The organism is Pseudomonas sp. FW305-70, assembly GCF_058783925.1.
The window spans coordinates 49906-72445 of record NZ_JBYSYZ010000009.1; the positions used below are offsets into that span (position 1 = coordinate 49906).

At 58.1% G+C, this 22540-nt stretch carries 20 protein-coding genes and 1 other RNA gene; 5 read left to right on the forward strand and 16 right to left on the reverse strand.

What is annotated here, in order from left to right:
- Positions 1-17: 17 nt before the first annotated feature.
- From AC3WN7_RS09425 to AC3WN7_RS09490, 14 genes are all read right to left on the reverse strand, one after another.
- Positions 18-1064, reverse strand: coding sequence for a hypothetical protein (locus AC3WN7_RS09425; protein WP_102674135.1), 1047 nt, complete (start codon positions 1062-1064; stop codon positions 18-20).
- Complete coding sequence (locus AC3WN7_RS09430; protein ID WP_173862075.1) at positions 1061-2383, reverse strand: restriction endonuclease subunit S; 1323 nt, start codon at positions 2381-2383, stop codon at positions 1061-1063. Before AC3WN7_RS09430 ends, AC3WN7_RS09425 begins: the two co-directional genes overlap by 4 nt.
- Positions 2373-3959: a class I SAM-dependent DNA methyltransferase gene (locus tag AC3WN7_RS09435; RefSeq protein WP_102674134.1), complete on the reverse strand. Its 1587-nt coding sequence runs from the start codon at positions 3957-3959 to the stop codon at positions 2373-2375. The genes AC3WN7_RS09430 and AC3WN7_RS09435 overlap by 11 nt, the downstream gene beginning before the upstream one ends.
- 906 nt (positions 3960-4865) lie before the next feature.
- The gene (locus AC3WN7_RS09440; protein ID WP_102674133.1) at positions 4866-5141 is read right to left on the reverse strand and encodes a hypothetical protein; all 276 of its coding nucleotides are present in this window, start codon (positions 5139-5141) and stop codon (positions 4866-4868) included.
- A complete protein-coding gene (locus AC3WN7_RS09445) occupies positions 5134-6117 on the reverse strand; it encodes an integrase domain-containing protein (RefSeq protein WP_102674132.1) in 984 nt (327 codons plus the stop codon). Before AC3WN7_RS09445 ends, AC3WN7_RS09440 begins: the two co-directional genes overlap by 8 nt.
- Positions 6118-7067: 950 nt before the next feature.
- On the reverse strand, positions 7068-8324 hold the full coding sequence (locus AC3WN7_RS09450; RefSeq protein WP_102674131.1) for an integrase domain-containing protein: 1257 nt from the start codon (positions 8322-8324) through the stop codon (positions 7068-7070).
- 187 nt (positions 8325-8511) lie between these two features.
- Positions 8512-8908, reverse strand: a transfer-messenger RNA (tmRNA) gene (gene ssrA, locus AC3WN7_RS09455).
- Positions 8909-9002: 94 nt separating this feature from the next.
- Complete coding sequence (locus tag AC3WN7_RS09460; protein ID WP_102674130.1) at positions 9003-9281, reverse strand: PA2433 domain-containing protein; 279 nt, start codon at positions 9279-9281, stop codon at positions 9003-9005.
- 173 nt (positions 9282-9454) lie between these two features.
- A complete protein-coding gene (locus AC3WN7_RS09465) occupies positions 9455-9730 on the reverse strand; it encodes a PA2433 domain-containing protein (RefSeq protein WP_095965959.1) in 276 nt (91 codons plus the stop codon).
- A gap of 189 nt (positions 9731-9919) precedes the next feature.
- The gene (locus AC3WN7_RS09470) at positions 9920-12730 is read right to left on the reverse strand and encodes an FAD-binding and (Fe-S)-binding domain-containing protein (protein ID WP_102674129.1); all 2811 of its coding nucleotides are present in this window, start codon (positions 12728-12730) and stop codon (positions 9920-9922) included.
- Positions 12727-13398 (reverse strand): LutC/YkgG family protein, encoded by a 672-nt coding sequence (locus AC3WN7_RS09475; RefSeq protein WP_102674128.1) that lies wholly within the window; start codon positions 13396-13398, stop codon positions 12727-12729. Before AC3WN7_RS09475 ends, AC3WN7_RS09470 begins: the two co-directional genes overlap by 4 nt.
- A complete protein-coding gene (locus AC3WN7_RS09480) occupies positions 13398-14849 on the reverse strand; it encodes a LutB/LldF family L-lactate oxidation iron-sulfur protein (protein WP_102674127.1) in 1452 nt (483 codons plus the stop codon). Before AC3WN7_RS09480 ends, AC3WN7_RS09475 begins: the two co-directional genes overlap by 1 nt.
- On the reverse strand, positions 14846-15670 hold the full coding sequence (locus tag AC3WN7_RS09485) for a (Fe-S)-binding protein (RefSeq protein ID WP_095965955.1): 825 nt from the start codon (positions 15668-15670) through the stop codon (positions 14846-14848). The genes AC3WN7_RS09480 and AC3WN7_RS09485 overlap by 4 nt, the downstream gene beginning before the upstream one ends.
- A 151-nt stretch (positions 15671-15821) precedes the next feature.
- Positions 15822-17516 (reverse strand): lactate permease LctP family transporter, encoded by a 1695-nt coding sequence (locus tag AC3WN7_RS09490; protein ID WP_102674126.1) that lies wholly within the window; start codon positions 17514-17516, stop codon positions 15822-15824.
- Between the two features lie 261 nt (positions 17517-17777).
- Here AC3WN7_RS09490 and AC3WN7_RS09495 point away from each other — a divergent pair, with 261 nt between their 5' ends.
- Positions 17778-18545 (forward strand): GntR family transcriptional regulator, encoded by a 768-nt coding sequence (locus AC3WN7_RS09495; protein ID WP_102674125.1) that lies wholly within the window; start codon positions 17778-17780, stop codon positions 18543-18545.
- Between the two features lie 116 nt (positions 18546-18661).
- Here the strand turns inward: AC3WN7_RS09495 and smpB are convergent, their stop codons facing one another.
- Positions 18662-19144, reverse strand: a complete 483-nt coding sequence (gene smpB / locus AC3WN7_RS09500) for an SsrA-binding protein SmpB (RefSeq protein WP_095965952.1) — start codon at positions 19142-19144, stop codon at positions 18662-18664.
- A 118-nt stretch (positions 19145-19262) separates the two neighbouring features.
- On the opposite strand from smpB, the gene AC3WN7_RS09505 reads away from it, so the two are divergent.
- The 3 genes from AC3WN7_RS09505 to AC3WN7_RS09515 are packed head-to-tail and all read left to right on the forward strand — an operon-like array spanning position 19263 to position 21415.
- Positions 19263-20666, forward strand: a complete 1404-nt coding sequence (locus AC3WN7_RS09505) for a sodium-dependent transporter (RefSeq protein ID WP_102674124.1) — start codon at positions 19263-19265, stop codon at positions 20664-20666.
- Positions 20667-20673: 7 nt separating this feature from the next.
- The gene (locus tag AC3WN7_RS09510; protein WP_046038689.1) at positions 20674-21108 is read left to right on the forward strand and encodes a type II toxin-antitoxin system RatA family toxin; all 435 of its coding nucleotides are present in this window, start codon (positions 20674-20676) and stop codon (positions 21106-21108) included.
- Positions 21101-21415: an RnfH family protein gene (locus tag AC3WN7_RS09515; protein WP_102674123.1), complete on the forward strand. Its 315-nt coding sequence runs from the start codon at positions 21101-21103 to the stop codon at positions 21413-21415. The genes AC3WN7_RS09510 and AC3WN7_RS09515 overlap by 8 nt, the downstream gene beginning before the upstream one ends.
- A gap of 61 nt (positions 21416-21476) precedes the next feature.
- Here AC3WN7_RS09515 and AC3WN7_RS09520 read toward each other — a convergent pair whose 3' ends face one another.
- Positions 21477-22004, reverse strand: coding sequence for an outer membrane protein assembly factor BamE (locus tag AC3WN7_RS09520; protein WP_007973139.1), 528 nt, complete (start codon positions 22002-22004; stop codon positions 21477-21479).
- 97 nt (positions 22005-22101) lie between these two features.
- Here AC3WN7_RS09520 and fur point away from each other — a divergent pair, with 97 nt between their 5' ends.
- Positions 22102-22506 carry a ferric iron uptake transcriptional regulator gene (gene fur / locus AC3WN7_RS09525; RefSeq protein ID WP_003197684.1) on the forward strand — a complete coding sequence of 135 codons (405 nt, stop codon included), beginning with the start codon at positions 22102-22104 and terminating at the stop codon, positions 22504-22506.
- Positions 22507-22540: the final 34 nt, after the last annotated feature.

The following is a 22540-nucleotide window of genomic DNA, read 5'->3' on the forward strand; positions in this document are numbered from 1 at the left end:
TTTCAACCTGAGCATTTCTACTCCGCCCCTAATCCAAAAAGTTCACGCAGCTCATTTATCTCTGTTGTAAAAGTATCTCGGTCTTCTTCATGGCGTGTAGCCTCGCCAATAATTTCGTATTCAAGCCGGCGATCGGGCGCCTGACCTCGTATCTTTCTAAAAATGCAAAGACGAGTTGTATGGCCGACACCGTCTTCGCGATAGTAAATCATCGGACGAAGACCAAAAATAAGTCCGTCAGCAATCACAAGCATCTGCCCTTGCTGAAAATACTTGGCAGAGTCCAACATCTGCTGATGACTAATTTTTATATTCTGAATTGTTCTTGTTGAACTATGCCCTCGAAATGTTTCGCAACGCAGGGTTGTTCCGTTAACTTGGCTCAAATACCGAGCAATCTGAATGTTTTCTAGACCATCCAGTTTTGCGAGAACTTCCACTACGTCTATGTAACATTCGCTAATCCAAGTCCGCGCCTGCGCCTCAGACTGTGCCGCGCTATGAGAGAAGGCATTTCGGGACTGATTGAGCTCTTTCATCGCAGCAAGTGTTGCCGCAGGTGAGATTGTTGCGACGGCGGACAGAATTCCTGCGTCACTCAACTGTGCACTAATTCCCTCGATATTCTCGAGCCTTTTTGCGACGCTATCAGTGAAAAAATCCTTAAACTTCAGCGGATCTACAATCGAAATATTTCGATGGCGGCATTCTGCCACGGCTAACGCATGCAGAATATCGATGACTGACTCCCAGGTGTCCCGAAGAAGGTGCAGGCGTTGCAAATCACTCTCGTACCCATTTTCGAATCGGTAGAAATAGTAAGCAATGGGGGACGGGAATTGATTATATACGGACTCTTTTATTTCTTCTTCGCGCTGTTGTGTGAAATCGGAAAATGATGCTTCATAAGTGTCTGGGCTCATGCTAAAAAGAACAAAGCTCGGTCTAGGCTGATAACCGAGAATGTCGAGTGTTTCGCCCGACTGTTCTGAGTACTGCTCATCCAACCATTCGTTGTATGACGGACAAGCATCATAGTCATTAGAATCAAGTTGAAGCTTCATGTGGTAAAGCACCCACTGATGCGCTCAGCATCCGGCACGCGTAGCTCTCCGGAGATGAGCTTGGGCAGCAGGGTATCACGAAGTTGGGCTAGGGAGCGGGAGCTCTCTACGTTTGAAAGAATAACTTCAAACCATGGGGCGACATATTTCTCGAACTCCTGAAAGATTGCCGGCGGCGGCTCTGGCCTTTGTGTCGCTTCGAAGGTTTGCCTGGTGATGGTCGAAAAAACCGAACCATGAGCCATGGATTTCAGTTGGCTCACCATCTGCATCGCAAGCAAATAAACGAAGTAATCGCCTGTGCCATCGGCTCCTCGAAGTCCATAACAGGACTGGTTAAACGTCATGTCTCGACTAGCAATCGCCAGGTTTCCGACAGTTCCTCTTGCGGAAATGATCGTAGTCCCTTTGGGGATTAGTTTGGCCGAACTGCCATCTAAACCTTCTTGAGTTATCGATTTCTCGGTATCAACCACAAAGACTTCGCCAGTTTTTGGCGTATCAACCACTGAGAACCAAGGAATGTCTCCACCCCAGTAGCTAGGATTGGATGTTTTTGGCGTGCCGCCACCGATAATTTCCACAGTATCGGAAAAACTACCAACTCCCCACCCTTCCGGAATCTCTCCCAATTCCGAGTCAATTAGGCGGTCGGGGAAGAGGTCGTAGAGGTGCATGGGCAGGCCGGGCAGAGATTGGCTGCGCTGCCAGCGACCTTCCAACTTGGCGCGCACGGGCTCGAAGTCTACGAACCAGGCTTTGTACAAGGTGCGGGCCATTGCCTCGAGCGTTTTGTTCTGCTTGCGATTGAGTTCAATCTTGTCGTCGAGCGTGCCTAGGATGTTGGTGATGGCGCATTGTTCCGCTATGGGCGGCAACGTCACTTCTATTTTGCGAAGTTCGCTTTGCTTGATGCCCATAACCGTTGTCCCGGAGCTACGACCGGCCAGCTTCTCCTGCATTCCCTGGGATTGCATTAGGTAAAGCAAGTAGCCACTATCAAGCAGATCTCGCTTGCCCCGCAGCGTGACGATGCGTTGGGCCAACGCGACCGGCAGGAATTTTATTTGCGCAACTTCGCCAAGTGGGGCTTCGGTGGTCAACACGACATCGCCAACTTCAGGATAACCACGCGTCATCCACGTTCCGTAATCTTCTTCGGCGATGAACTCATCCGGCGTTTCGATGCGCCCCGACTTGACTACTTTCGCAGTAATTAACGGAATGCCGAAATCCGTTTTGCGTGGTGTCTTGCCGCGATAGTCAATCAGAGCGTCAAGACAATCTTCCAGCGGAAGAACGGCCAACTCAATCGCCATACCCAAGCTCCTTTAGGTTGGCCTCAATCGCGGCATCCAGCTTGGCCGCATGCGTCAGTTGCTCGCGCCATTGCAACGAGAGCCGCGCCATCTTTTCCTCGAAGGGCTCGCCATCGTCCTCCACATTCGCCGCGCCGACGAAGCGCCCCGGCGTTAGCACGTGGCCGTGTTTTCGGATGTCGTCCATTGATGCCGATTTGCAGAAGCCAGCCACGTCGGCGTACTCACTAGCACCTTCCTCTCCGCGCCAGGCATGGTAGGTATCGGCGATCTTTTGTACTTCCTCGTCGGTGAGTTCACGCCGGGTGCGATCCACTAGTACGCCCAGCTTGCGAGCATCGATGAAAAGCACTTGGCCGCGCCGGTCGCTCAGGCCTTTGCCGGGGTTCTTGTTGCGGGCCAGGAACCACAGGCAGGCGGGGATCTGCGTGGAGTAAAAGAGCTGCCCGGGCAGAGCGACCATGCAATCTACCGCGTCGGCCTCAAGCATCGCCCTGCGAATCTCTCCTTCGCCTGATTGGTTCGAACTCATCGAGCCATTGGCCAGCACCACGCCCGCCGTGCCGTTGGGCGCGAGGTGGTGGTAGATGTGCTGCAGCCAGGCGTAGTTCGCGTTGCCCACGGGCGGTGCGCCAAACTTCCAGCGCACGTCTTCACGCAAGCGGTCGCCGCCCCAGTCAGAGATGTTAAATGGCGGGTTGGCGAGAATGTAGTCGGCCTTGAGGTCACGCAGTTCGTCCTTGTGGAAGCTACCCTCGTTGTTCCAGCGGATGTCGGAATCGATACCACGCACGGCCAGGTTCATCTTGGCAAGTCGCCACGTGGTGTAGTTCGACTCTTGTCCGTAGATTGCAATGTCGCCGATGCGGCCGCCGTGCTCCTGCACGAACTTTTCCGACTGCACGAACATCCCGCCCGATCCGCAGCAAGGGTCATAAACCCGGCCCGCCACGCCCCGCGCGGGATCAGGCAGCGGTTCGAGCATTTCAACCAGCACACGCACAACCGAGCGAGGGGTGTAGAACTCGCCGCCGCGCTTGCCTTCGGCGCCGGCGAACTGGCCGAGGAAGTATTCATACACTCGCCCGAGGATGTCCTTGGAGCGATCGCTTTCCGCGCCCAGCGCAATGCCGGAGATTAGGTCGATCAGCTCACCTACCATCACCTTGTTGAGGGCGGGTCGGGCGTAGTCCTTTGGCAGCACACCTTTGAGCGACTCGTTGTCCTTCTCAATGGCACGCATGGCGTCGTCGATCAACGTACCGATGGTGGGCAGCTTTGCACTGGCCTGCAGGTGCGACCAGCGTGCCTCCTTCGGCACCCAGAACACGTTGTCCGCAAGGTATTCGTCCTTGTCCTCGGCGGCTTGTGCGTCTTCGGCCAGCAGTGCCTTGTGCTTGGCCTCGAAGGCGTCGGAGATGTACTTCAAGAAGATGAGCCCGAGAGCGACGTGCTTGTAGTCGCTTGGTTCCATGTTGCCGCGCAGCTTGTCGGCGGCCTTGAAAAGATTTGCCTCGAAACCGAGGTTGCCGCCGTTGCCGCCGTTGCCGTTTGTGGCTGTATCGTTCTGTGCCATCGTGTTCTTATCCGTAAAGTGATGTCTTGGCTGCCCCGGCGCGAGCTTTACGCTCTCGACGCCGTACAGCGCTTTGGGTCGCTGAGGCATGGCGGGACTTGCAGTTTTACCTGATTATCAACGCATCAGCTTGTAGCGTGATTACGGCGCAACCTCTTGCCGTATCGCCTCATCCTCTATGGTACTGAGCTATTGGGTGAGGGTTCGCAAACGCCAGAAGCCGGCAGCAAGGATGACTTGCTCGTCACGCGGTTGCTGAATTTGGCCTTTGAATTGTGCCTCCTGCTCGAAGGATTTTACCAACTTGACCATTGCTCCGCAGACGCTATTGGAATGCTCAGCTCCTCTAGCACAGATAGCTGAATCGAGGAAACAGCGGTTTCCAAATCCCGCAACCATGCGTCTAGCAGGGCCGGACCGACTTCTGAATGAGGGTACGTTGATAGCAAAGCAGTGGGGTCAGTGCCAGAAGCTGCATGGAGGACGACTGTTCTAGTGCACTGGTCATAGCTGTGGCCATATACAATCATGATGCCAGAATTTGAGACTCATGCGCCTCAATGATGATCATTGTTCCCCGGAAGAAGTTGGTGCTGGCGATTCTAAGCAGCATCACCTCAGGCATAGCTGGAAGAAAACCGGGCGGTTATAAGCGCTTGCAATCGATATTTGGAAGACTGTTGGCTTTCGGCGACGATCTGAGAGCCTTCTGATGTGCGGCCAGGAAGGCCTGTGAGATCGATCAGTAGCCCCTGCATCTGTGTGGCGAGCCGGGTGCGCAACGTGTGTTCCGCGTAGGTGAATCGTCACCGGTCTCACTGATCCTCGATGATTTTTTTGGAAGATTATTGCCCTTCGTAAAGGGCAGCTTAGATTGCGGCCGGTCTCGATGGGGACTGCATCTACTCAAAGGACGAGTACCCATGACGCCCCCAAGCGTCGAACGATCAATCTAATGGTGAGCAGATAATAATATCGCGTGTCCGCACCATGCTTTTCCAAGCGACGCTTGAGAAACCAATTCAGATGCTTCTGCTTCCAACCCCAAGGCGTCTCCCGCTGCCACCGCTCAGCGATTGCAGTCTGGATGATTTTTGCCTGTCGCACATGGCGTTGTCGGGTTGCGTGCGAGCCGGTTAGGACTCCAGCCAGAAACAGCTCCATGTCGAATTGCTTACTCACGCCAACCACCAATGTAGGCCGTGACCACGTCGATCCGAGCGTGCCCCAGCTCATAGCTGATCTGTTTTCGGGCCTCACGATCAAGGTGCCTATCTACCTTGCCACATTGGCCGCCGTTGGTAGGCGCTCGGTGTTGGGTGATTTGCTCATAGCGCTCACATGCGTACGCCGCTCGTAGCTCATGGAAGCCTTTGAGGTTGTGTGCATGCAGAATGTCCCGCGCAGGGCGGATGATCTTTTGCAAAATACTCAGATAGCTTTCGTGTGGCGCAATCAGGTTGCGGCTTCCCGCAGGCGACACCTGCCGTGCAAGCCTAAGTGCACCTCGAACATGGTCGTCCACCACAATCCAACGTGGCGCCGAAGCCCCCGCGCGGCCACCTTTGGTGCCATCCTGAATGTTAATCCTGCCTAGATCGCAAGCCTCACGATCCAGCCTTGGCAGGTCAGCCAAGATGGCCTCACGCAAGCGCATGCCGGTGGCTCGCGCCAACAAAGCAATCGCGGCGGCCCGTAGCTGATGTTGGCTGCAAAGCGCATTAACGATCTGCTCAACCTGTTCACGATCTTGGCCCTGTGGCACCGAAAGACGAACCCCGGTGCGCTGCATGCCCAACACCTTACTCGGACTGGGCAATTTCACGCAGTGATCACCGCGAAGCGCCGCCATGGTCCTGTTAACGCTGGATAGCCGGTTGTGTGCGGTACTGACGGCCAGGTCACCGCGTCCAACAGCATTGCGCAGGTAGGCCGCATAGTCGGCCAACACCTTCCGATCAATCTGCCGCGCATCATTGATACCGGGTCCCTGTTCGGAGCGGCACCACTTCACGAAGGCTAACCACCGATCACTGTGCGCTTTGACCGTGCCGTAATGACCACCGCCGAACATGTCTTTCAGCGCCTGCGGTCCTGCGTAACTCAATTGCCGGCCGTAGCCGAAATTACGGCCATCACGCCTACCCACCAATGCCATGTCGGTCACCTCATCTTTCTATCTCCGATCCTCGCCCCACGTCATCCCGCCAAGAATGCTGAGTGTTATCAGGGATCAAGGCCCCTGCGACCTGTGGGGAATGTCCACTACGCGGGACTTGCGGCTCCTTACGTCCGGGAGCAAGGGCATCTCATGATCTGGCCTCCTGAGCACCGTTACCGGTGGGCGGGTGGAGGCAGCACTGGCTGACGAGACCAGCGCCTGAAGATCCTGAGTCGGGTGAACGCAGCAGTGTGATGACCGGGGCATGCCTGACTGTCAGTCAGGTGCAGTCCATTCCCTGGTCTGCGACACCATCATCTGCAGCGCTGTTGCTGGTGACATCGGCGTTTGTCACGCCGATTGTCACGAAGGGAGTTGCCGCAAAGCCAAGTGCGATGAGGACTGCAGCAGTGTTAGAAGCGCCCGTCTCTTTCCAGTAGAAAGAGACGGGCGCAGGTTGGCGCAAGATTCGGCCAAGCGGATAGGTTGCTGCAGGGCAGCGAAGTAGGAGGTGTTGTCTGGCGCACGAGGGCCATGATCTGAAGTAGGCATCCATCACCGGGGAGGTGACCGGGCGAGCTGCCGGATGCGAATCGCCCTTGGGGAGAACCACCGCGGGAGCGGCGTGACCTTTAAGGTTCGGGTCACCTGGGGTGCTGTCATCGACAGCGCTTGCACGGCCAGTTCTACGCCTGTGGATAAACCCGGTCAAGGGCCGAAATTCAGCGCTCTTGGGGACGTGAAAATCGGTTATCCATCGCTGGAATTCCGTGGTAAATCCCGGACAACGTCGTGGCTTTTAGCTCTTCAAAGTGAGGTCCATCCAAACAGGGCGGCTTTGCAGCCCTGTTTGGATGGACCCGCGCTGACAAGCGGATAAACGAGGCTGCTTCCCTGAATCTTGAACGCTCAGTTGCTGTCGCCGCCGTTATTGCGCCTGTACAGCGCTAGCGGATCGGCACCACGTTCTTGTCTCTGACTTGGCCGTACGCTGAGGCGAGCAGGCTGCCGGTGGCGGCTTTCTGGATGTACTCACTCCACCAGGCCATCATCGGGCGCCGGCGCTCGATGTAATCGGCTCGGTTGTAGGCGCTACGCACCTCATCCTTGTCGACATGTGCCAGTGCGACCTCAATGAGCTCCGGGTCCCACCCATGCTCATTCAAGATGGTGCTGGCCATCGAGCGCATGCCGTGGCTGACCAAGCGATCCTGGAAGCCCATGCGTTTCAACGCCATGTTGGCCGTTTGGCTATTGGCGTGGGTACGTGGATTCCTGTCTGCAGGGAAGACGTATTCGCGATGGCCGCTGTGAGTCTTCAGTGACTCCAACAGTGCGACAGCGTGATCACTCAACGGGATGCTGTGTGGGCGGCGCTTCTTCATCCGTTCCGGAGGGATAGTCCAAACACGCCTTTCAAAGTCGATGTCTGCCCAGCGAGTAGTCGCCGCTTCGGCGGGACGAGTCATCGTGTGCAACTGCCATTCGATCAGACAGCGGGTCGTGCGTTTGATGCTGGCGTTCGCGATCTCCAACATGAGCTCGGGGAGCTCTTCGGGCGGAAGCGCGGCCATGTTCTCTTTTTTGGGCTTTTTGAATACTGCTCTGATGCCGCTGAGAGGGTTGGCGAAGATCAGGCCGGAGTTGACGCCGTAGGTCATGATCTCGTTCAACCGCTGGCTAAGACGCTTGACCGTCTCCAGGCTACCTTTCGCTTCGATTGGACGAAGCAATGCGATCACCATCGGCGCGGTGATTTTTACGAGTGGTGTCGTCCTCAAGTCGGGCAACACGTGCAGCGTGAGCGACCGCCAGATGTCCTCGGCGTAGGCCGGGGTGACCGAGTCTTTTTTGAGCTCGAACCAGGCAGTGGCCACGTTCTCGAAGGTATGTTCCGTTTCTGCGCGCTTGGCTTCATTCAGCGTATTGCGCTGCACCTTCGGATCGATGCCCTGTGCGAGCAGCTCGCGCGCATCGACTGCCATCTTCCGTGCATTCGCCAGTGACAGTTCGGGGTAGGTCCCGAAGCCGATGTTGATGCGCTTCTTGGTCACCGGTTCGCGGTAGTTGAAATTCCACAGCAACGAGCCGTTGCTGCGTACGCGGAGCTGCAAACCGTCACCGTCCGTGAGGACGTAATCCTTGGACGCGGGTTTGACTCCCTTGAGCTGTCGATCGGAGAGGCGGAGGTTTTGAGCAGGCATGAGATTGTCCTCAGGCACTGATTCGGTATTCCAAAGATTAGCACCGGATGGACTGGAATACCGTCTGGAATACCCGAACGGCTGGAACTCAAAAACGCTCAAAAGACCGCAAAAGCGCTGGAGGCCGCGTATTTACTGGGCTTCAGGCACAAAAAAAGACGTCCGTGGACGTCTTTTTTTGATCATTTGGTGGAGCCGGGGGGATTTGAACCCCCGTCCGCCAGTACTCCGCTGTCGGTACTACATGCGTAGCCGTGTCTATTAAGTTAACCCTCAGCGACCCGACGGGCAGGGTGCTTTGGGCGAGTTGTGTAAGTTTTAGCCGCTTCGTCCACAACGTACTGCACGGCGATTCTGTTCTATATGACAATCACTTTGGGTTTACAGACATCCCCTGGTGATTGCTGGACCCGAAGGTACCAGAAGCTCAGGTCTAAGGCTGCTTACGCAGCGATAGCGAATTCCTGGCCGTATTTATCGTCATTGGCAACTATAAGTAGTTGCAACAGTGGATTTACGAGTTCTGTTACCAACTCGGCATGCACCTAAAGTTTCGCAACCGGCGTCGAATCCTAAACGGCCCCGAGCCTGGTGCTCTGTGAATCAAGTGAGCAACAAGCCTGTACAGTGTACGTCAACGCGACTCAGAAGGCCAACCCGAAGGTAGACCATCACACATTATGGGTTGGGTTCGTTGCGCTGTTTGTCAGCGAGTGCCAATGCCTGGGTGGCTTCGGTGACGCATTTTGTGTCGTCTCCGGAGGCTTGGGAGGCTTCGGCGCTGGACATCAGTCTTTTGATCTCCATGGCGGTGTTTCCGGAGGTCGCTGGCAGCGCATTCACTTTGCCTTTGAGCTCTTGCAGCTTGCTCGTGCAAAGGTTGTTGTCCGCCGCCAATGCAGGAGAGGCCAGCATTGCAGCGGAAATGAACAGACCAGCGAGTGTGGTGCGCTTCATGGGTATCACCTTGAACGGATAGGGCCTACCTCAAAGACTACGATTCAACACAAGAATTCGGTTTTTTCAGACAACGTGTCGGGCTTTTCCTGCGATGCGGGCGGTTACACATTCCCGGACCCCGAATGCAACAAAACCCGCCGTCGGCGGGTTTTGGTTTGCTTCGTATCGGATTACTTCCCGCCTTTTTTCGCGTCGGTGACGGCCTTGATGATGTCGTTGGTCTCGGCGACGCAATCATCAATGCCTGCCTTGGTGCCTTTTGCATGGTCAGCTTTGGCCTGCTTGACGGAGTTTTCTACCTGCTCAGTCATTTCCGGAGGAATCTGTGCCTTGGCGTTTTCGATGGTTTTCAGGTTGACAGCGCAAAGGTCTTCTTCTGCAGCAAACGAAGTGGAAGCCATCATGGAAGCAGTAATAAACAAACCTAACAGCACAGAACGATTCATGTGTATCTCCTTGAGCTGAAGGGCCAGGCATTGCTGGCCATCAAATCGGGCTACCGAGTGTTGGGAGAGTCCCGCATTTACGGGACTTGATCAGTGGACTGCGGCGGCACCTCAGGGTTCTGTTTTTTACTGTGGAGCTATCGATTCCGGCAAGTAGGTACATCTTTGCACCTTCCTTGGGTCCTGCTATCAGGGCACCCTAGCCTGGGTAACGCGGTCCACCAGATAGACTAGACCGTGGTAATCAATGCCGCCATGTTGCGTCAGCCCGATCTCACAAGTGCGACTGGTGGAAATCCCCTCGCTGCACTGCTGTACCGCGTCCTTGAGTGTGCGCAGCGAATGGGCATTCAATTGCGGCGTGGTGAAGCCCTTGTCGCCGGCGAAGCCGCAGCAGTGAATGCCTTCGGGAATGACCACGTTTTTGCTGCATTTGCGCGCCAGATCGATCAACGCCTGACTTTCGCCAAGGTGCTGAGTGCTGCAGGTGACGTGCACCGCAATCGGCGCTTCCTGTGGTGTGAAGTCGAGGCGATCCACCAAGTGCGTGCGGATGAAACGCACCGGGTCGTAGAGGTCCAGTCGAACATCGCCAAGGTCTTGAGTGAGCCGTAACGTACAGGGGCTGGTGTCGCAATAAATCGGGTCGAGCCCGCCGCGACTGGCGTGCAGCAAGGCGCCGATCAGCTCCTGGCGTTTGTGTTCGGCTTGTTCGGCGTAGCCTTTGGAGGCGAATGGCTGGCCGCAACAGAGGTTGTCCAGATTGTCCGGGAAGACCACCTGGTAACCGGCCTTTTCCAGCAGTCCGCGGGTTTTGTCGTACAACGACACCTGCTCTTTATCCCCCGCTGCTGGCCCCATGACCCGCGACACACACGCTGCCAGGTACACCACCCGCGGGCGTTCGTCCGACACGGCGGGACTGAAGCGGATGGCTTTTTCCGGCTGCGGCATGGCGTTGGTCCATTGCGGGACCTGACCTTTGGACAGCTTCGTCAGCGTCGCCGAGAGTTTTGCCAGGCGTGGCGCGCCCAACAACATCCGTGCGCCATTGGCGACGTGCAGGGTGAACCGCGCCCCTTGTAGCGCCGTGGCGAAATTTCCTTCAAGCCAGTTGGCGGTTTTCGTATGGGTTGCCGTGCGGCTACGGAGTTTTTTCACCAGCTCGCCGGTGTTGATGCCGACCGGGCAACGTTGCGCGCACAGGCCGGTGGCAGCGCAGGTATCGATGCCCTGGTACTCGTAAGCGGCTTCGAGTTCGGTGGTATCGATGCCGGCGCGTTTTCGCGCCTGAATGTCGCGCCAGATCACGATGCGTTGGCGTGGGCTCAGCGTCAGGCCCTTCGACGGGCAGACCGGTTCGCAGAAGCCACACTCGATGCACTTGTCCACAATCTCGTCGGCGGCCGGCAAGGGCTTGAGGTGCTTGAGGTGGATCTGCGGATCTTCGCTGAGCACCACGTCCGGGTTGAGAATCCCGTTGGGATCGAGCAGACGCTTGAGTTGCCACATCAGCTGGTAGGCATCGCTGCCCCATTCCAGCTCGACGAATGGCGCCATGTTGCGCCCGGTGCCATGTTCGGCTTTCAGCGAACCGCCGAACTCCACTGCCACCAATTGCGCCACGTCATCCATGAACGCCTGATAGCGTGCGACTTCTTGCGCGTTGTTGAAGCCTTGGGTGAAGACGAAGTGCAGATTGCCTTCCAGGGCGTGTCCGAAAAGGATCGCTTCATCGTAATGATGTTTGTCGAACAGTTCGATCAGGCGATTGACGCCGATGGCCAGTTGTTCGACCGGGAAGGTGACGTCTTCGATGATCACCGTGGTGCCGGTCTTGCGCACCGCACCGACGGCGGGGAAGGTGTCTTTGCGGATGGCCCAGAGACGGGCGTTTTCCTGTGGGTCCTCCGTGAAGTCGACCTGCTTTTCCACCGGGAACGCCTGTAGCGACGCCATGATCTGCGCCAGTTGTTCATGCAGCAGGGCGGACGAGGCGGCGCGGGATTCGATCAGCAAGGCGCAGGCATTGTTCGACAGATGCTGTACGAAAGGCGGCATGCCGGGTTTGTCCTGCACCGAGCGCAGGCTGCGCCGGTCCAACAGTTCCACGGCCGACACCGGTTGGCTTTTCAGTACGGTGACCGCGTTGCAGCAGGTCTCTACATCCGGGAAGACAATCAGGGCCGAGGCCTTGTTCGGGTGGTCGATCACCGTGTCGTAGGTCACCGCACTGATGAACCCGAGCGTGCCCTCGGAGCCCACCAGCAGGTGGCTCAAGATATCCACAGGCTCGTCGAAATCCACCAGGGCATTGAGCGACAGGCCGGTGGTATTTTTCAGACGGTATTTATGGCGGATTCTCGCAGCCAGATCAGCATTCGCGCGGGTCTCGCGCCCCAGCGTCGCCAGGCGCTCCAGCAGCGCGGCATGGCTTTGGCGAAACGCCGCGACGCTGGCGGCATCTTCAGTGTCGAGACGATTGCCGTCGGCCAGCACCAGACGAATGCCGGCCAGGGTGTGGTAGGTGTTTTGCGCCGTGCCGCAGCACATGCCGCTGGCGTTGTTGGCGACGATGCCGCCGATCTTGCAAGCGTTGATCGAGGCCGGGTCCGGGCCGATCTTGCGCCCGAACGGCGCCAGCCAGGCGTTGGCCTGGGCGCCGATCACACCCGGTTGCAAGCGGATTTGCGTGCCCTGGTCGCGGATCTCGCGTGCGTTCCAGTTGTCCCCCAGCACGATCAGCACCGAGTCGCTGATCGCCTGACCGGACAAACTGGTACCGGCGGCGCGGAAGGTCACCGGCACCTGATCGCGTTGCGCCAGTTGCAGCAGCGCCACCACTTCGTCTTCGGACTCGACGCGGATCACCAGTTGCGGAATCAATCGATAGAAACTGGCATCGGTGCCGAAGGCCAGGGTCGACAGCGGGTCGTCGAACCGTCGCTCTTGAGGAATCAGTTGCTGTGCATCTCGCAGGAAAGCGGCCGGTAGACTCATTGGTCCTCCAGGATCAGCACCACCAGGTCTTTCGGGCCGTGGGCGCCGTACGCCAGCACTTGCTCGATGTCGGCGGTCTTCGACGGGCCAGACACCAGCAGTGCGTTGGTCGGCATGCCTTGGGCCCATTCGAACTCCTGCTGCACCTGATAGAAGTTGTCGCGGATTTCACTGGCCTTGAGCAGGGCGAAATGCACCGGTGGCGCCAGGCTCATCAAGCGCGGTTCTTCCCGGGTCGGCCAGAGAATCAGGCTGCCGGTTGCCGCGATGGCACCGAGGCTGCCGGTCAGGCTCGCCGGCGTGTCGTTGAACAGCTCGGCTTTCCATTCTTCAACCGGGCGGTCGTAGGTCTTGAGCATCGGCAGATCGGGATTATTCGCCCAGTGCTGCGTGATGCGTTGACCGTGGGGCGTTGTCGGTGCGATCAGCAGGCTTGGCAACTGGCGGTCCCGCAGCAATTGCGCCAACAGCACCGGCCACTGTTCACCGGACGTCAGGTGGATTTCCGTGTGCACCGCTTCCATCAGTTTGCGTAGCTGTGGAATGCGTTGCTCAGGCGGGTAGGTGTAAGGCTGGGTCACCAGTTCGACATCAAAGTTGTCGGCCACCGGCGTGGTGCCTGTCAGACTTTTACGCAGTTTGGCGAGGATATTTTGCTTGGCGCTCATCAGCGGTCTCCCTTGGCAAAGTGCTCGCGGGCCATGTCATGCAGTGAGCGGGCGGCGGGTTTCGGTGCGCTGTGGTTTTGCGTCCACGGGCCGACATTGCTCGGCGTGAGGGCACGCAAACGGGTGGCGAAAAAACCGAACAGGCGATACAGCGTCGGCGAACTGTTGAGCTTCGCCCAGGCGTTCCAGAGGAACCGCTCCTTGCGCGAATACTTGCTGCCCTGGCCACGCATCACTTGATGGGGGCTGTCCGGGGCCTTGACGTTTTCTTCGCGCAGGCGTCGCAGCAACGCCGGGATCGGGATTTTTACCGGGCAGACTTCACCGCAGGCACCGCACAGCGAAGAAGCGCTCGGGTGATCCGGGACTTTCGCCAGGCCGACCATGTGCGGGGTGACGATTTTTCCGATAGGGCCGGGGTAAACCTCCCCATAGGCATGGCCGCCGATTCGGGTATACACCGGGCAATGATTCATACAGGCACCGCAGCGGATGCAGTTCAGGGTCTGGCGCAATTCGCTGTCGGCAAAGGCCTGGCTGCGACCATTGTCGAGCAGTACCAGGTGCACTTCCTGTGGGCCGTCGAGTTCATGCTCCTTGCGCGGGCCGGAGATCATGTTGACGTAGGTCGTGATCGGGATGCCCAGGGCCGAGCGGGTCAGTAGCGACAACAGCGGCACCACATCGCGCAGGTTTTCCACGACTTTTTCGATACCGGTGACGGCGATGTGCACGGGCGGTACGGTGGTGGTCATGCGCCCGTTGCCTTCGTTTTCCACCAGCAGCAGGGTGCCGGTTTCGGCTACGGCGAAGTTGACACCGGAGACGCCGATGTCCGCTTCGAAGAATTTCTGCCGCAAGACCTTGCGACCGATCTGAATGAGTTGGTCAACGTCCTTGGTGTATTCCACCCCAAGTTTGTCGTGGAACAAGGACGCGACCTGACCGGCATTCTTGTGGATTGCCGGCATGATTATGTGTGAAGGCTTCTCGTGGTCGAGCTGGACGATGTACTCGCCCATGTCCGATTCCAGGCATTCAATGCCCCGGTCAGCCAGAAAATGGTTCATCTCCATTTCTTCGCTGACCATCGATTTGCCCTTGATCACTTGCCGCCCCTCGTGAGCGCGGATGATCGAGAGGACGATGCCATTGGCCTCGTCCACCGTTTCCGCCCAGTGCACTGTCACACCGTTGCGGGTCAGGTTCTGTTCCAGTTGCTCGAGCAGGTCGGGCAACTTCGAGAGCGCGCGGGCACGGATTGCATTGCCCAATGCGCGCAAGTGTTCTCTTTCATGGGCATCGCTGAACGCCGCTGCCCGTTTGGTCATCAGTGAATCCATCGCCTTGCGAAAGTTGCCTCGCAATTGCGCGTCACCCAGCGCGTTGTGGGCGCGGGTGCGGAAATCTTCTTCTACGGCAACCGTAGGAATAATCGTGGAGGTGCTCATCGGGCACCTCCGGTACGCTGCCAGAGGAAGCTGGCCAGATGCTGACCGCGCAACGCTTCCTGCTGTTTTTCCAATGAGCCGTTGATGTTCATCAAACAGCCGCAATCGGCACTCAATACCTTGTGCGCGCCGGACTCCTTCAACGCCCGGGTCTTGTCAGCCACCATCGCGCCGGAAATGTCTGGCATACGGACGCTGAATGTTCCGCCAAAGCCACAGCATTCACTTTCGTGATCGTGATTGACCCGCTCCACATTGCTCAACTGCGACAATAACTCGCGGCCGTGCAGGTGGGTGTTCATTTCGCGGCGTGCCGAACACGAAGTGTGCAGCGCCACTTTCACCGGCTCGCCGCTGTCCTTGAGCTGCACCTTGCAGACGAACAGCAGGAACTCGGCCAGCTCAAAGGTTCTGGCAGCCAGCGCCTGAACCTGTTTCAACGTGTGCGGCTCGTCCTTGAACAAGTCGGCATAGTGTTCGCGCAACATCCCGGCACAAGAGCCTGACGGCACCACCACCGGATAATCCCCGGCAAACAGCGCCAGTTGCGAGCGCGCCACGGTCCGTGCCTGTTCGGTGTAACCCGAGGTGTAGGCCGGTTGTCCGCAGCAGCTTTGCCCTTGCGGGTACTCGACACGAATGCCTTCGCGTTCCAGCAGGTGGATCGCATCCATCCCGGCTTCGGGGTAGAACAAATCGACCACGCAGGTCCCGAACAGGTAGACCCGTGACGGTTTCTCGCTGGGGTATTGCCGAGGCTCGGGCAGTGGCGGGGCGACACGGGTCGCATTCGGCACAGCGTTGTAAAAAAGCTCGCTCATCAGGCGTGTCTCCGGGTGGTCCCGGTTATTCGTCTGTTGAGGCCGCTGAATATAGAGCCGGAAGCTTTCAGCAGCCTTACAGACCGGGGTGTGAATTGCGGACGCCGGGGGCGTGGCCCGGCGTCGGTTTTTGCCGTTTTGCTTGTAGTCCTTAGTGCACCAGCATGCCGGTGAACCAGTAGGCCTGAGCCAGGGTGATCAAGCCGACAATCGTTGCAAAGAATAGGCTGTGCTTGAGGGTAAAGCGGAACAGATCCGATTCCTTGCCCACCAGGCCGGTCGCGGCGCAGGCCACGGCGATCGATTGTGGCGAGATCATCTTGCCGGTCACGCCGCCGCTGGTGTTCGCCGCCACCAGCAAGGTGTCGTTGACACCGATCTGGTGCGCGGTGGTTGCTTGCAGCGAACTGAACAGAGCGTTGGACGAAGTATCGGAACCGGTGAGGAACACACCCAGCCAACCGAGGAACGGCGAGAAGAACGGGAAGGCTGCACCGGTGCCTGCCAACACCAAGGCCATGGTCGAGGACATGCCCGAGTAGTTGGTGACGAAGGCGAACGCCAGCACCATGCCGATGGACAGGATCGGCCAGCGCAGCTCGTAGAAGGTCTCTTTTAAAGTGGTAAGACCAGTTTTGATGTTGATCTTCAGCACCAGCATCGAGATCAGCGCCGAGAAGAAAATCGCTGTGCCGGTGGCGGAAATCGGGTCCAGTTTGAACACTGCCGGAAGGGCGGTTGGCGCGGCCACGATCGGCGCGACCTTGATCACCATCTGATCCAGGTGCGGAATGGCGAAGTTGAACACGAAGCTGTACATCGAACCGCCGGCGGCGAACATCGCCTTGAACGGCTTCAGGGTCCAGAGGGTGACCAGTACGGTCAGGATCAGGAATGGCGACCAGGCCTTGAAGATTTCCCCAAGGCTGTAAGGCGAAGCCACGGTTGTACGCTTCTGACCGAATCCACCGACGCTGGCGCTCACCACGGAGGCCGAGACAGCGCCGACGATGTGCTGGCCGGCGGCGCGTTTTGGTTGCCAGACTTTCAGGAACAGGGTCAGGGAAATCAGGCTGGCCAGGGCCGAGGTGATGTCCGGCAGTTCCGGGCCGATGAAGTTCGAGGTGAAGTACTGGGTCACGGCAAAGCTCAAACCGGCCACCAGGGCTGCTGGCCAGGTTTCCCGCACGCCGCGCAGGCCGTCCATCATGAACACCAGCCAGAACGGTACGAACAGCGACAGCAACGGCAGTTGGCGGCCGGTCATGGCGCCGATCTTGAACGCGTCGATACCGGTCACTTGCCCGGCCACGATGATCGGAATGCCCAAGGCGCCGAAGGCCACCGGCGCGGTGTTGGCGATCAGGCACAAGCCGGCGGCGTACAGCGGGTTGAAGCCCAGTCCTACAAGGAGTGCGGCGGTAATCGCCACTGGCGCGCCGAAACCGGCGGCACCTTCCAGGAATGCACCGAAGCAGAAGCCGATCAGCAGCACCTGCAAGCGTTGGTCGTCGGTGATCGACAGGACCGAACTGCGGATGACTTCAAACTGACCGCTCTTGACCGTCAGCTTGTAGAGGAACACCGCTGCCACGATGATCCAGGCAATCGGCCACAGGCCATAGGCGAAGCCATACCCGGCGGCGGCAAGCGCCATATCGACCGGCATCTGGAAAGCGAAGATCGCCACCAGGATCGACAACGCCAGGGTGATGCTGCCGGCCACGTGCCCTTTGAGGCGGAACACGGCCAGGGCGAGGAAGAAAAACACGATGGGGATGACGGCTGCGAGTGCGGACAGGCCGAGGCTGCCGAGCGGGGTATAGAGCTGTTGCCAGGTTTGCATATGGGGTGGCCCCTAATTGTTGTTGGTCAGGCACTGATCAGCGTTCTTGGATAATTGGTAAGACCAATTTACAATCGCTGTTGGCTAGGGTAAAAGCCTTGTAGGCGGTGTGTCAATTTGCCGCCCTAAAACTTTTGTCGAATGCAAAGTGCGCAGGTCGTCTGTCTGGCATGAACAAATGCGCTGTGACAGGTGCTGGTGTGGCGCCGATAGGCCAGAATAGAGCCCCGGCGAGCCGTCGGATCGTGGAGAAATCGAGTTATGGGGTTTGATCAGATTCGTCAGCGCCGTTTGTCTGACGATATTGTCGAGCAGCTTGAGGGCATGATCCTCGAGGGCACGCTGAAGGCCGGAGAGCGCTTGCCGGCCGAGCGCGCGTTGGCCGAACAATTTGGCGTGTCCCGCCCTTCGTTGCGTGAGGCCATTCAGAAGCTGACCGCCAAGGGGCTGCTGGTCAGTCGCCAGGGCGGCGGCAACTATGTGGTGGAATCACTGGGTACCACCTTCAGTGATCCCTTGTTGCATCTGCTGGAAAGCAATCCCGAGGCGCAGCGCGATCTGCTCGAGTTTCGCCATACGCTGGAGGCGTCCTGCGCCTACTACGCTGCGTTGCGCGCCACTGATGTGGATCGCGAGCGGCTGACCGCGGCATTCAATGCGTTGCAGGACTGTTATTCGCGTCACGAAGAGGTGAGTCGTGCCGAAGAGGGGGCCGCGGACGCAAGTTTTCACCTGGCGATCGCCGAGGCCAGCCACAACGCCGTGCTGCTGCATACCATTCGCGGGCTGTTCGACTTGCTCAAGCGCAACGTAGTGACCAACATCGGTGGCATGTACAAGCAGCGCACTGAAACCCGCGACATGCTGATCACGCAGCATCGGGAGTTGTACCAGGCGATTATCGAAGGGCGGGCTGAGCAGGCGCGGGAAGTTTCCAGTCGGCACATTCTGTACGTGCAGGAGGTGCTGGAAGAAGTGCGTCAGGAAGTGCAGCGCATGGCCCGGGCGGAGCGGCGCAAGGGGATGTAGTCAGTCGGATTTGTATGGCTTGTGGGATTGCTTTCGCGAGCAAGCCCGCTCCCACCGGTACACCGAAACCCTGTGGGAGCGGGCTTGCCCGCGAAGGGGACCTCAAGGCGAAAGTATTACTCTTCCTTGCCCTTGTTGCGCACCGCACGCTGCAACTCGCGACCCGCGTCGCGCTCGCGCTCGGTATCACGCTTGTCGTATTCCTTCTTGCCCTTGCCCAGGGCGATCTCGCACTTGACCATGTGCTTGCTCCAGTACCAGGACAGGCACACGCAGGCATAACCCTTTTGCTGCACGGCAGCGGCCAGCTTGTCCAGCTCGCGCCGGTTGAGCAGCAGCTTGCGGGTGCGCACCGGGTCAGCGATGACGTGGGTGCTGGCGGTCGTCAGGGGCGTAATGTGGCTGCCGAGCAGCCAGGCTTCGCCATCCTTGAGCAGGACATAACTGTCAACCAGTTGCAGCTTGCTTGCCCGCAGACTTTTTACTTCCCAGCCGGCCAGGACCAGACCGGCCTCGAACTTGTGCTCGATGAAGTAATCGTGTCGCGCCTTTTTATTTTGCGCGATGGTCCCTGTTGGGTGTTTCTTCTGTTTAGCCATAGGGGCGGCATTATAGGGAGTTACAACAGAGTCGGCTACGGGGTTGCTACGTGCTTGAGCAGGTTGATTGAATCCCGGACAATGCGGCCTCTTTTTTGAACGCTTGGGCGTGATAACGATGTCGACAGACAAGGTTTCTGTCCACGGCAGTTGGGCTAGCCGCTGGGTCTTCATACTCGCCGCGACCGGTTCGGCCGTGGGGCTGGGTAGTATCTGGAAATTCCCGTACATGGTCGGCGTCTATGGCGGCGGTGCCTTCGTGCTGATGTTCCTGGCCTGCATCGCGCTGATTGGCGTGCCGGTCATGCTGGCCGAAACGCTGATCGGTCGGCGTGCACGACAGAGCCCGGCCAATGCCTTGAAGGCGCTGGCGGTCGAGGCGGGGCACTCGGGCAAATGGTCCTGGGGCGCATTTGCCGGAATGATCACGGCGTTGCTGATCCTGTCGTTCTACAGTGTGGTGGGCGGCTGGTCGCTGGATTACATCATCGACATGGGGCGTGGCGACTTTCAGGGTGTGACCGCGGATCAGGTGGGGGCTTACTTCGGCAATGTCATTGCCGACCCCTGGCGCCTGACACTTTGGCACACGATTTTCATGCTGCTGTCAGCGGTGGTGATCGCAAGGGGCGTGGTCGCCGGGCTTGAGCGCAGTTTGCGCATCATGATGCCGTTGTTGTTCGTGATGGTCCTGGTGCTGCTGGGCTACAGCATGACCACGGGTCATTTCATGGAGGGCGTGCATTTCATGTTCGACTTCCACCCGGAAAAGGTTATGGATGGCTTGTTGCCCGCGATGGGGCATGCGTTCTTTTCCCTGAGCGTGGGCGTCGGTTCGATCATGATCTATGGCGCCTACATGCCGAAGAGCTCGTCGATATCGGGGACTGTCGTTGGGGTGGCGCTACTCGATACCTTCGTTTCCCTGGTGGCTGGCCTGGCATTGTTTCCGATTGTTTTCGCGGCGGGCCTGAACCCGAGCGAAGGACCGGGGCTGATGTTCGTCAGCCTGCCGTTTGCCTTCGGCAACGTGGCGTTCGGGCAATTGATGGGGGTGGTGTTCTTCGTGCTGGTGGCGGTCGCTGCCTGGAGTTCGGCGATTTCCCTGCTTGAACCGATGGTGGCCTACCTGGTGGAACGCACTAAAGTGAGTCGTGCCTGGGTCACCTTCTGGCTGGCTTTCAGCTGCTGGTTCGTCGGCCTGGGTACGGTGTTTTCCTTCAATATCTGGAAGGAGGCCAAGTTCTTCGTGAACGAAGGCGGGGTGTTCCACCTCTACCAATGGGGAGCAACCGGTGGTCTCGACTTCTTTGGCGTGATCGATTTCTTCACTTCGCGACTCATGCTACCGCTTGGCGGTTTGTGTTTCGTGGTGTTTGCGGGCTGGATCATGGGGCGTGAAGCGGTGCGCGACGAGTTGTCGATCCGCAACCCTGCGCTGTTTGGTCTGTCCTTGTTCTTGATGCGCTATGTGGCGCCCATCGGCATCCTTGTAGTGTTTGCCGCCCAGCTGTGGAAGTGACGCTGACATGACGACACACATTTCGCGTTCGGCCTTGCTGCCGTACCCGGCACAAGCGCTGTATGACCTGGTCAACGACGTGGCGCGCTACCCGGAGTTTCTGCCGTGGTGCTCGTCGGCCGAAGTCCTGGAGAGCTCACCCGAACATATGCGGGCGAGCGTTGGGGTGGCCAAGGGCGGCCTCAGCCAGCATTTCGTCACACGCAACACCCTGGTTCCTGGGCAGTCGATCGAAATGAACCTCGAAGAGGGCCCGTTCACCCAATTGCATGGCATCTGGGTATTCAAGGCGCTGACCGACAAAGCCTGCAAGATCAGTCTCGATTTGTCGTTCGATTACGCCGGGCCGCTGGTTCGTGCCACCTTGGGGCCGCTGTTCAACCAGGCTGCCAACACACTGGTGGATGCGTTCTGCCAGCGTGCCAAGCAGATACATGGTTGAGGTCATGATTGAAATCGAGGTGGTCTACGCGGCGGTAGACCGTCAGGTGCTGCTGACAGTGGTCGTGCCTGCCGGAACGTCCGTGCGTGCGGCCTTGCTCAGGTCGGCCGTGGACAAAGAGTTTCCGGAGCTGGATCTGGCCCATTGCCCTGTGGGGATCTTCGGCAAGGTGGTGGCTGACCCGGAGAGTCGGCCAGTCCAGGCCGGGGATCGTATCGAGATTTACCGACCACTGTTGGCCGATCCGAAAGAGGTGCGTCGTCTGCGCGCTGCAAAAGCTGCTGAAGCCAAAGCCAGGAATCAGTGAGGGGCTTGAACTTCAGGCAATAAAAAGCCCGGACATGCCGGGCTTTTTATTGCGTCGCAAATTATTGCGGCGAGGTGTCCAGTGGTTGCGGCGTCGGGACCGGCACGGTTTCTACGCCGTCGACGTCCTTCTGGATCTGGTCCAGTAGCGAACCTGGCTTGACCGGTTTTTCCGGTTTTGGTTTCTCGACGTTTTCTGCCGGGGCAGCCACTGTCGTGCCGCTGTCCTTGCCGAGAATGGCTTCGTCACGGCTCACGCCTGGCATGAAATCACCAGAGAGGCTGACAAGCTGATCATTTGGGTTGAAGATAACGCTGATGCGTTCCTGTTGGCGTTCACCGCCACCCGGTTGCAGGCTGTACAGATAATCCCAGCGATCGGCATGGAACGTGTCAGTCAGCAGAGGGTTGCCCATGATAAACCGTACTTGCTTGCGGGTCATTCCCGGGCGTAACTGGTCTATCATGTCCTGCGTGACGACATTGCCCTGCTGGATGTCGATTTTGTAAACCCCGGGGAATGAACAACCGGCGAGTGCGAGCAGTCCCACAAAGGTGAAACTGGTTAGCAAGAGCTTGGTGTTTTGCATCGGTGGGCGACTTCCACTATCTTGGCTGGGACAACGTAAACGCCGATCATACCCGCATTAAGAGAAGCTGCGAAGCAGCATCGCGAGAAAGCTGACCATGGTTGAAAATAGCGAACTACGCAAAGCCGGCCTCAAAGTGACCCTGCCACGGGTCAAAATTCTGCAAATGCTCGACTCCGCCGAGCAACGCCACATGAGTGCCGAGGATGTCTACAAGGCCCTTATGGAGGCTGGTGAGGACGTCGGTCTGGCCACGGTTTACCGTGTTCTGACCCAGTTCGAGGCAGCTGGCCTTGTGGTGCGGCACAACTTCGACGGAGGCCACGCGGTCTTCGAGCTGGACGACGGAAAGCATCACGACCATATGGTCAACGTCGAAACCAGCGAAGTGATCGAATTCTTCGATGAAGAAATCGAGCGGCTGCAGAAAGCAATCGTCGACAAGTATGGCTTCGAGATGGTTGATCACAATCTGGTGCTGTACGTACGCAAGAAAAAGTAAGCATGTCGCGCGAACATCCGTTCGCGAAACGAGC

Coding starts and splice junctions, on each gene's coding strand:
- AC3WN7_RS09425 (WP_102674135.1), bottom strand. CDS start 1,064: ATGAAGCTTCAACTTGATTCTAATGACTATGATGCTTGTCCGTCATAC.
- AC3WN7_RS09430 (WP_173862075.1), bottom strand. CDS start 2,383: ATGGCGATTGAGTTGGCCGTTCTTCCGCTGGAAGATTGTCTTGACGCT.
- AC3WN7_RS09435 (WP_102674134.1), bottom strand. CDS start 3,959: ATGGCACAGAACGATACAGCCACAAACGGCAACGGCGGCAACGGCGGC.
- AC3WN7_RS09445 (WP_102674132.1), bottom strand. CDS start 6,117: ATGGCATTGGTGGGTAGGCGTGATGGCCGTAATTTCGGCTACGGCCGG.
- AC3WN7_RS09450 (WP_102674131.1), bottom strand. CDS start 8,324: ATGCCTGCTCAAAACCTCCGCCTCTCCGATCGACAGCTCAAGGGAGTC.
- AC3WN7_RS09460 (WP_102674130.1), bottom strand. CDS start 9,281: ATGAAGCGCACCACACTCGCTGGTCTGTTCATTTCCGCTGCAATGCTG.
- AC3WN7_RS09465 (WP_095965959.1), bottom strand. CDS start 9,730: ATGAATCGTTCTGTGCTGTTAGGTTTGTTTATTACTGCTTCCATGATG.
- AC3WN7_RS09470 (WP_102674129.1), bottom strand. CDS start 12,730: ATGAGTCTACCGGCCGCTTTCCTGCGAGATGCACAGCAACTGATTCCT.
- AC3WN7_RS09475 (WP_102674128.1), bottom strand. CDS start 13,398: ATGAGCGCCAAGCAAAATATCCTCGCCAAACTGCGTAAAAGTCTGACA.
- AC3WN7_RS09480 (WP_102674127.1), bottom strand. CDS start 14,849: ATGAGCACCTCCACGATTATTCCTACGGTTGCCGTAGAAGAAGATTTC.
- AC3WN7_RS09485 (WP_095965955.1), bottom strand. CDS start 15,670: ATGAGCGAGCTTTTTTACAACGCTGTGCCGAATGCGACCCGTGTCGCC.
- AC3WN7_RS09490 (WP_102674126.1), bottom strand. CDS start 17,516: ATGCAAACCTGGCAACAGCTCTATACCCCGCTCGGCAGCCTCGGCCTG.
- AC3WN7_RS09495 (WP_102674125.1), top strand. CDS start 17,778: ATGGGGTTTGATCAGATTCGTCAGCGCCGTTTGTCTGACGATATTGTC.
- smpB (WP_095965952.1), bottom strand. CDS start 19,144: ATGGCTAAACAGAAGAAACACCCAACAGGGACCATCGCGCAAAATAAA.
- AC3WN7_RS09505 (WP_102674124.1), top strand. CDS start 19,263: ATGTCGACAGACAAGGTTTCTGTCCACGGCAGTTGGGCTAGCCGCTGG.
- AC3WN7_RS09510 (WP_046038689.1), top strand. CDS start 20,674: ATGACGACACACATTTCGCGTTCGGCCTTGCTGCCGTACCCGGCACAA.
- AC3WN7_RS09515 (WP_102674123.1), top strand. CDS start 21,101: ATGGTTGAGGTCATGATTGAAATCGAGGTGGTCTACGCGGCGGTAGAC.
- AC3WN7_RS09520 (WP_007973139.1), bottom strand. CDS start 22,004: ATGCAAAACACCAAGCTCTTGCTAACCAGTTTCACCTTTGTGGGACTG.
- fur (WP_003197684.1), top strand. CDS start 22,102: ATGGTTGAAAATAGCGAACTACGCAAAGCCGGCCTCAAAGTGACCCTG.